The following is a 7,688-nucleotide window of genomic DNA, read 5'->3' as shown; positions in this document are numbered from 1 at the left end:
CTCCTGCGGCGTACGGTCCTCGGCGAACCAGTCGCGCACCGGCTGGGCCGCGCTGCTGCCGTAGTCCCGCCAGACCTCGTCCGGCTGTCCGTCGGCCGGGCCCCTCAGGTGCCGGGTCTCCCCCGCCGTGTCACGCGTGCACGAGGATCACGCCGGCTCCGGTGTCCGCAGGTGCTCTTCGACGGCGGGCGGCGGGACGGTCTCGCGGGCCGGTGCCGGGGCGACCGCGAGCCAGTGGTGAGCGAACTCGAGGGCGCGCTCGATGTCCCGGGTCCCGGTGGACACGCACAGCGTGTACGCCAGGTCGCGGGTCCGTGCGCTCAGGTCGGCCGGATCGCTCGCCGCCTCGGCGGCCGACAGGGCCTCGTACTCGTCGACGAGGCGGCGCAGCACGGCAGGGTGGGGCCTCAGCATGTCTTTTTCGCTCCTGGTGGGTCGGGTGGTCAGGCCGTCATGGAGGTGCCGTCGGTGCCCCGCCCGGTGGTGCGCTGTCCGAGGACCTCGTCACGCACGCGTGCGCAGCTGCGGCTGATGAGCCGGGAGACGTGCATCTGGGAGATGCCCAGCCGGTCGGCGATGCGGCTCTGCGTCATGTCCTCGAAGAACCGCATGTAGAGGATGGCCCGTTCGCGTTCCGGCAGGCGGCGCAGGCCTTCCTTGGCGGACTCGCGGTCGACCACGACGTCGTAGGACGTGTCCGACGCGCCGAGGGTGTCCGCGAGGCTGTAGCCGTCGTCGTCGGCCGAGAGCTCGGCGTCCAGCGACAGGGTGCTGAAACTGTCCAGGGCCTCCAGCCCGGCGTTGACCTCTTCCTCGCTGAGGCCGGTGTGCGTGGCGAGGGCCGCCACGGAGGGCTCGGGGCTGCCCGGGTTCTGAGTGAGTTCACGGCGTGCCACCCGCACCTTGTTGCGCAGTTCCTGCACGCGGCGGGGGACCCGCAGGGCCCACATGCGGTCCCGGAAGTGCCGCTTGACCTCGCCGGTGATGGTGGGGACGGCGTAGCTCTCGAAGGCGCCCCGGCTCGGGTCGAAGCGGTCGACGGCCTTGACCAGGCCCAGGGCGGCCACCTGCCGGAGGTCCTCGATCGACTCTCCGCGGTCGCGGAAGCGGCCGGCGATCCGGTGGGCCATGGGCAGCCACAGCGCGACGAGTTCGTCGCGGACGGCTTCCCGCTCGGGCCCTTCCTCCAGCTCCGCCATTCGGGCGAAGAGGGTCGCGGTGTCGGGAGCGTCGTCGTGTCGCCGCCGGGTGGCGGTGGTCGCCGTTTCGGGCGTGCCGGGACGGTTCGTGGGCGTATCGATGAGCATGCGGATTCGCTCCTGACCAACAGGGGTTTCAGGGACTTACCGCGGGAAGGTCGCTGCCCGGATCGCCTGGAGGGCCTCCGGGGCAGTCATACCGCTCCCGCTGGCGCGCCTCCGGTCCGAAGCACGAGACTGCGACTGCCCTGCACCCGGTGGAACAAACTCCGCTTTGCGATGCAATCTTCCGAGAGCCCACACACGGCCTTCAGGAGAGGGGCACGACCGCGGTGATGCACTTGCCGCCGGCGGGCAGGTCCGACACCCGGACGTCACGCGCGAGCCGGCAGACGATGGGCCAGCCGTGGCCGCCGTGCCGCAGCCGTCCGTGCGGGTCGACGGGCGGGGCCGCCACGGGCAGTTCGTCACTGCCGTCGCTCACCGACACGCGCACGCCGGGGCCGTCGATGTCGACCTGGAAGTCGGTGACTCCGCCACCGTGCAGGATCGCGTTGGTCGTCAGCTCCGAGGCGACCAGCAGCGCGTCGGACAGGGCGTCCACGTCACACGGGGTACGGGTGGCCCGGCAGCGTTCGGCGACCGCGCGCTCCACGGCCCGGCGTGCCTCGGCGGGTTTGCACGGCCGGGCCCGGCTCGCACCGGACGGCTCGAATACGGATTCGATCATGTGCTCCTCGCACATCCTTCAGCTCCCTGGTCGGTCAGGACGAAGCCGGGTCCGGGCCGCGTACCGTGGCCGCCGTACGGGCGCACCCCGGGCTCACGGACCCGCTGACTGGTTCCACCGCCCGCGACGTTCGAGGCGCGCACCGCGCGAGCGCCGCAGTTCTTACTCTTCGGCTCACCTCTCCCCGCACCTGCAAACCTCCGGTTCGCCCGAAAAGCCCCCCTCGACGACGCCGGAAGGCCCCGGACGGCCCGGACGGTTGCGAGTCGGGGTCATCCCCAGGCGTTGCGGGGGTACGCGGTCCGCATGACCGATGTGGTGGATTCGGACGAACTCCTGCGACGCATCCAGCGTGCGAGGGCCTGCGCGGTGCGCGAGGAGCGGGCATGGCGGACGAGGAGCGAGGAGCTGGGCGCGACCGACCCGCAGGGCGCCCGGGACGCGACCGTACGGCGGATGTCCTACGAGGCGGTGCTCAGGGTGCTGGACGAGATCCTGACCCCGGGCAAACACGCCGCCGAGGGCTGATCGGGTGAGCCGGTGCCCGGGGCCGGGCACGGGCGGATTGTGCGAGCACGTGCCGGGAACCCGGTGCGCATGACAGTCGACCACACCGGCGCACCGGTTCTGCAAGCCCTGGACGAGTACCGCCGCAAGGGGCGGCTGTCGTTCACACCCCCGGGACACAAGCAGGCCCGCGGTGCCGACCCGGCGGTCCGGGAGATCCTCGGTGACGCCGTGTTCCACGGCGATGTGCTGGCCTCGGGCGGCCTGGACGACCGGCTCACCCGGGGCCGGGTGCTCGAGCGGGCGCAGGAGCTGATGGCCGACGCGGTGCACGCCGAGCACACGTTCTTCAGCACCTGCGGCAGCTCCCTGTCGGTCAAGGCGGCGATGCTGTCGGTCGCCGGGCCGCACGAGAAACTGCTGGTCGGGCGGGACGCCCACAAGTCGGTGGTGTCGGGGCTGATCATCTCCGGTATCGAGCCGGTCTGGGTCGAGCCCCGCTGGGACGCCGAGCGGCACCTGGCCCATCCCCCCTCCGCGGAGGAGTTCGACCGGGCTTTCGACGCCCATCCCGACGCACGGGGCGCCCTGGTCACGAGCCCCACGCCGTACGGCGGCTGTGCGGACCTGCGGGCGATCGCCGACGTGTGCCACCGGCGCTCGCGGCCGCTGATCGTGGACGAGGCCTGGGGTGCCCATCTGCCCTTCCACCCCGACTTGCCGTCCTGGGCGATGGACGCGGGCGCGGACATCTGCGTGACCAGCATCCACAAGATGGGCAGCGGTCTGGAACAGGGTTCCGTCTTCCACCTCCAGGGCGATCTGGTGCCGCCGGCGTTGCTGGGGATGCGTGCGGACCTGCTGGGCACGACCAGCCCCTCGGTGCTGATCTTCGCGGGTCTCGACGGCTGGCGGCGGCAGATGGCGCTGCACGGCAAGGAGCTGATGGGCGCTGCGCTGGAGCTCGCGGCCGAGGTCCGGGCGGCCATCGAGGAGATCGACGGGCTGCACGTCAACGACCGGGGCGACTTCTGCGGTCCGGGCCTGTCCGACGACCTCGACCCGCTGCCCGGCGTCATCGACCTCGGCGGGCTCGGGATCACGGGCTTCCAGGCGGCGGACTGGCTGCGCGAGCACCGGCACATCGACGCGCATCTGGTGGACCACCGCCGTATCGGCGCGCAGATCACCCACGGCGACGACCGGGAGACGACCGGGCAGTTGCTCGAGGCGCTGCGGGACCTCGCGGCGGCGGCGCAGGACCTGCCGCGGGCCCCGGGCGTGGAGGTGCCGTCGCCCACGGAGTTGCGGATGGAACAGGCGGTGCTGCCCCGCGACGCGTTCTTCGGCCCGGCCGAGGACGTGCCGGTGGACCGGGCGGCCGGGCGGGTCGCGGCGGAGATGATCACTCCGTATCCGCCGGGCATTCCGGCCGTGCTTCCGGGCGAGCGCCTCACCGAGCCGGTGCTGGCCTATCTGCGGACCGGGCTGGCCGCGGGCATGCACCTTCCGGACCCCGCGGATCCGGAACTGGGGACGGTCCGGGTCCTCGCCGAGGAGACGGAAACGAAGTGAAACGGGTCACGCGGCCCGGTCTCGGGTACGCTCTGGCCCGGTGAATGGTTTACGGTTCACTCATACGTGGTGACGGAGTCGACCCCTCGTCCTCCGTGCATCACCTCTGTCGGCCCTGGCTGGTCTCCCCCGTCCAGCCAGGGCTTTTTCATGCTCCGAGAAAGTTGCGTCCGCCGAGGTGCCCGGGGCCCCGCCAGCGGCTGAAATGGGCGTAGGGAAAGCACCGGCAGTCGACCGCACGGCGAGGAGCTCCGCATGACCAAAGCGATCAAACTCCTGAACGCCCTGCCCCCGCCCCAGCGGCACCGTCTGATGGCGCTCGCCCGGGAGGTGTCCTTCCGTGAGGACACCCGGATCTTCGAAGCGGGCGGCACGGCCGACCGCTTCTGGGTCATCCGCTCCGGTGCGGTCTCCCTGGACCAGCAGGTGAACTCCCTGCAACGGGTGACCGTGGCCAGCCTCGGCGCGGGCGACCTGCTCGGCTGGTCCTGGCTGTTCCCCCCGCACACCTGGGACTTCGGCGCGGTGGCGTTCAGTCCGGTGCGCGCCTACGAGTTCGACGCCGGGGCCGTGCTGGCGTTGTGCGAGGAGGATCCCCAACTCGGGGTGACACTGGTGCGATCGGTCGCCGAGGTGCTCGCGCACCGGCTGGAGATGACCCGGGGCAAGCTGATGGAGCAGTACACCCTGCACCGCAGAGGGGCCCTGTGAGGCGTCAGACCCGGTAGCGCCGCAGCGCCGGGACCGACGCGGCCAGCGCCAGCATCACGGCGACGACCAGCATCCCGCCGGCGGCGACGGCCGTCCTGGGGCCGAAGGCGGAGCCCGCGGTGCCGTGCAGCACGTCGGCGAGGCGTGGCCCGCCCGCCACGACGACGGTGAAGACGCCCTGCATGCGCCCGCGCATCTCGTCGGTGGCGGCGGACAGCAGGATCGCCCCGCGGAAGACCATCGAGACCATGTCGGCCACCCCGGCCACGGCCAGGAACGCCACCGCGACCCACAGGTTGCGGCTCAGCCCGAAGCCCGCGATGGCCACGCCCCAGGCGACGACCGCGCCGATGACCATCCAGCCGTGCCGCCGGGCCCGGGAGAAGGTGCCGGAGAACAGTCCGCCGAGCACCGCGCCGATGGGGATCGCCGCGAACAGCAGCCCCAGCGCCAGCCCCTCGCCGTAGGGCGCATAGGTCTGGGCGGCGAGCTGCGGGAACAGCGCCCGGGGCATGCCGAGGACCATGGCGACGATGTCGGCGAGGAACGACAGCAGCAGCACGGTGTGCCCGGAGATGTAGCGGAATCCGGCGGCGATCTCCCGGACTCCCGCACGCCGCGTCGCCGTACCGGACAGGGGCGGCAGCGACGGCAGCCGGTACACCGCCCAGACCGTCACGCACAGGGCCAGGGCGTCGATCAGGTAGAGCTCGGGCAGGCCGATCACGGGGATGAGGGCACCGGCGAGCAGGGGCCCGGCCACCTGGCCGGTCTGCATCACCGTCGAGCCCAGGGCGTTCGCGGCGGGCAGTTCCTGCTCGGGCACCAGGCGGGCGATGGAGGCGTTGCGGGCCGGTGCGTTGAGGCCCCAGAAGGCCTGCTGCATCGCGAGCAGCAGCATCAGCGCGGGCACCGACTCCAGGCCGGCGAAGGCCTGGAGCCAGAACAGCAGTGAGGTGACGGCGATACCGCTGTTGGTGATGAGCAGCAGTCTGCGCCGGTCCATGGTGTCGGCGACCGCGCCGCCCCACAGCGCGAACACGATCAGGGGCACCAGGCCGGCCAGGCTCGCCGCGCCGACCCAGGCCGAGGAGCCGGTGATGTCGTAGATCTGCTTGGGCACCGCGACGGCGGTGAGCTGGCTGCCGACGGCCGTGACGATGGTCGAGATCCACAGGCGGCGGTAGGCCGGGCGGCGCAGGGGGCGGGTGTCCATGGCCCAGCGCCGCCAGCCGCGTCGGCGGGGTGGCTCCGGTGTCCGATCGTGCTCTTCCGTCGTGCTCTCGCTGGTGTCCACTCGCCGCTTCCTCGATGCTCGCTACATCTTTCCGGGCGGGGATCACTATCGCACCAGCCGCCGGGCGCACCGCGACCGAGTCTCAGCTTCCGGCGATGAGCGTCGCACCGAGCACGATCATGGTGGCGGCGACCAGGCCGTCCATGACGCGCCAGGCGGCCGGCTTGGCGAGGAAGCGGCCGAGCATCCGGGCGCCGAAGCCGAGGGCGGTGAACCAGCACAGACTGGCCAGCACGGCCCCCAGGCCGAACGTCCAGCGCAGTGTGCCGTGGTCGGCGGCGACGGAGCCCAGCAGGAACACGGTGTCGAGATAGACGTGCGGGTTGAGCCAGGTCATCGCCAGGCAGGTGAGCACGGCCCGGCGGCGCGACCCGGCCGCCTCTCCCTCCGCCCGCAGACCGGCGGCGTCCGGCCGGAACGCCCGGCGGGCGGCCAGGGCGCCGTAGCACAGCAGGAACGCGCCGCCGATCCAGCCGACCGCCGTCAGCGCGCCCGGCCACGCCACCACCACCGCGCCGACCCCGCCGACCCCGAGTGCTATGAGAGCGGCGTCGGACAGGGCACAGATGCCGACGACGGCGAGGACGGCGTCACGGCGGATCCCCTGGCGCAGGACGAAGGCGTTCTGGGCGCCGATGGCGACGATGAGGGACAGGCCGGTGCCGAAACCCGCGGCGGCGGCGGTGAGGGTGTTGGTCATGGCCACGACGCTACGGACGGGGGCCGGGCCGATCCAGCTAAAGATTCTTACGTATCATTAGCACACGTGATGATGACAGATCTCCCGCTGGACCAGGTGCGGACCCTGCTCGCCGTCGTGGACGAGGGGACGTTCGACGCGGCGGCGGCCGCGCTGCATGTGACGCCGTCGGCGATCAGCCAGCGCGTCAAGGCGCTGGAGCAGCGCACGGGCCGGGTACTGCTGCTGAGGACCAAGCCCGTGCGGCCGACCGAGTCGGGCGCAGTGCTGGTGCGGCTGGCCCGTCAGGTGGCGCGCCTGGAACACGACGCGTACGCGGAGCTCGGGCTGAGCGGGGCCGGGGAGCCGACCCGGGTGTCGGTGGCGGTGAACGCGGACTCGCTGGCCACCTGGTTCCTCCCGGTGCTCACCCGCGTACCGGAGGACCTGCGGCTCTTCTTCGAACTGCGCCGCGAGGACGAGGACCACACGGCGGCGCTGCTGCGGGAGGGCGTGGTGATGGCCGCGGTGACGTCGTCGCCCGATCCGGTGCCCGGCTGTTCCGTGCGGTCCCTCGGGCGGATGCGCTACATCCCCGTGGCCGCGCCGGACTTCGTCGCACGGCACCTCGACGCCCCTCTTGAGCGGGCGCTCCTCGAGGTGCCCGTGGTGGCCTTCGACCGGCGGGACGACTTCCAGGACGGCTTCGTCCGCCGGCTGACCCGGGGGCGGAGCAACGCGAGCGCGCTGCGGCACTACGTGCCGACCTCGGAGGGGTTCGTCGAGGCCGTCGCCGCCGGACTGGGCTGGGGCCTGGTGCCCGAGGCGCAGGCGGCCCCGCTGCTGCGTACCGGCCGGCTCGTCGCGCTCGCCCCGGGCCGGACGGTCGACGTGCCGCTGTACTGGCAGCAGTGGAAGCTCGACTCGCCGGCGCTGGCGCAGGTGGCGGAGACGGTGACGGCGACCGCCGCGGAGGCACTGCGGGCGTGA

9 protein-coding genes are annotated in these 7,688 nt (G+C 72.5%); 4 read left to right on the top strand and 5 right to left on the bottom strand.

Annotated features, from left to right (window positions below; all coding sequences use genetic code 11):
• Positions 1-147 precede the first annotated feature (147 nt).
• From ABZ016_RS18660 to ABZ016_RS18650, 3 genes are all read right to left on the bottom strand, one after another.
• Positions 148-414, bottom strand: a complete 267-nt coding sequence (locus ABZ016_RS18660; RefSeq protein WP_356917711.1) for a DUF5133 domain-containing protein — start codon at positions 412-414, stop codon at positions 148-150.
• Between the two features lie 29 nt (positions 415-443).
• The gene (locus ABZ016_RS18655; RefSeq protein ID WP_356917710.1) at positions 444-1,307 is read right to left on the bottom strand and encodes a SigB/SigF/SigG family RNA polymerase sigma factor; all 864 of its coding nucleotides are present in this window, start codon (positions 1,305-1,307) and stop codon (positions 444-446) included.
• 202 nt (positions 1,308-1,509) lie between these two features.
• Positions 1,510-1,944: an ATP-binding protein gene (locus tag ABZ016_RS18650; RefSeq protein ID WP_356917709.1), complete on the bottom strand. Its 435-nt coding sequence runs from the start codon at positions 1,942-1,944 to the stop codon at positions 1,510-1,512.
• Between the two features lie 291 nt (positions 1,945-2,235).
• Here ABZ016_RS18650 and ABZ016_RS18645 point away from each other — a divergent pair, with 291 nt between their 5' ends.
• From ABZ016_RS18645 to ABZ016_RS18635, 3 genes are all read left to right on the top strand, one after another.
• Positions 2,236-2,457 carry a hypothetical protein gene (locus ABZ016_RS18645; protein WP_039934613.1) on the top strand — a complete coding sequence of 74 codons (222 nt, stop codon included), beginning with the start codon at positions 2,236-2,238 and terminating at the stop codon, positions 2,455-2,457.
• A 69-nt stretch (positions 2,458-2,526) separates the two neighbouring features.
• Positions 2,527-4,011, top strand: a complete 1,485-nt coding sequence (locus tag ABZ016_RS18640) for an ornithine decarboxylase (protein ID WP_356917708.1) — start codon at positions 2,527-2,529, stop codon at positions 4,009-4,011.
• Between the two features lie 255 nt (positions 4,012-4,266).
• A complete protein-coding gene (locus tag ABZ016_RS18635; protein ID WP_356917707.1) occupies positions 4,267-4,722 on the top strand; it encodes a cyclic nucleotide-binding domain-containing protein in 456 nt (151 codons plus the stop codon).
• Positions 4,723-4,726: 4 nt separating this feature from the next.
• On the opposite strand, the gene ABZ016_RS18630 is transcribed toward ABZ016_RS18635, so the two are convergent.
• Entirely contained in the window at positions 4,727-6,019 is a 1,293-nt protein-coding gene (locus ABZ016_RS18630; protein WP_356917706.1) for an MFS transporter, read from the bottom strand.
• Between the two features lie 82 nt (positions 6,020-6,101).
• Positions 6,102-6,719 carry a LysE/ArgO family amino acid transporter gene (locus ABZ016_RS18625; protein WP_356917705.1) on the bottom strand — a complete coding sequence of 206 codons (618 nt, stop codon included), beginning with the start codon at positions 6,717-6,719 and terminating at the stop codon, positions 6,102-6,104.
• A 69-nt stretch (positions 6,720-6,788) separates the two neighbouring features.
• Here ABZ016_RS18625 and ABZ016_RS18620 point away from each other — a divergent pair, with 69 nt between their 5' ends.
• The gene (locus ABZ016_RS18620) at positions 6,789-7,688 is read left to right on the top strand and encodes a LysR family transcriptional regulator ArgP (protein ID WP_356917723.1); all 900 of its coding nucleotides are present in this window, start codon (positions 6,789-6,791) and stop codon (positions 7,686-7,688) included.

It is taken from the genome of Streptomyces sp. NPDC006372 (assembly GCF_040612515.1).
In the GTDB taxonomy this organism is placed as follows: Bacteria; Actinomycetota; Actinomycetes; order Streptomycetales; family Streptomycetaceae; genus Streptomyces.
Note: the sequence above shows the minus strand (reverse complement) of the source record. Positions and strands in the feature narration are given on the sequence as shown.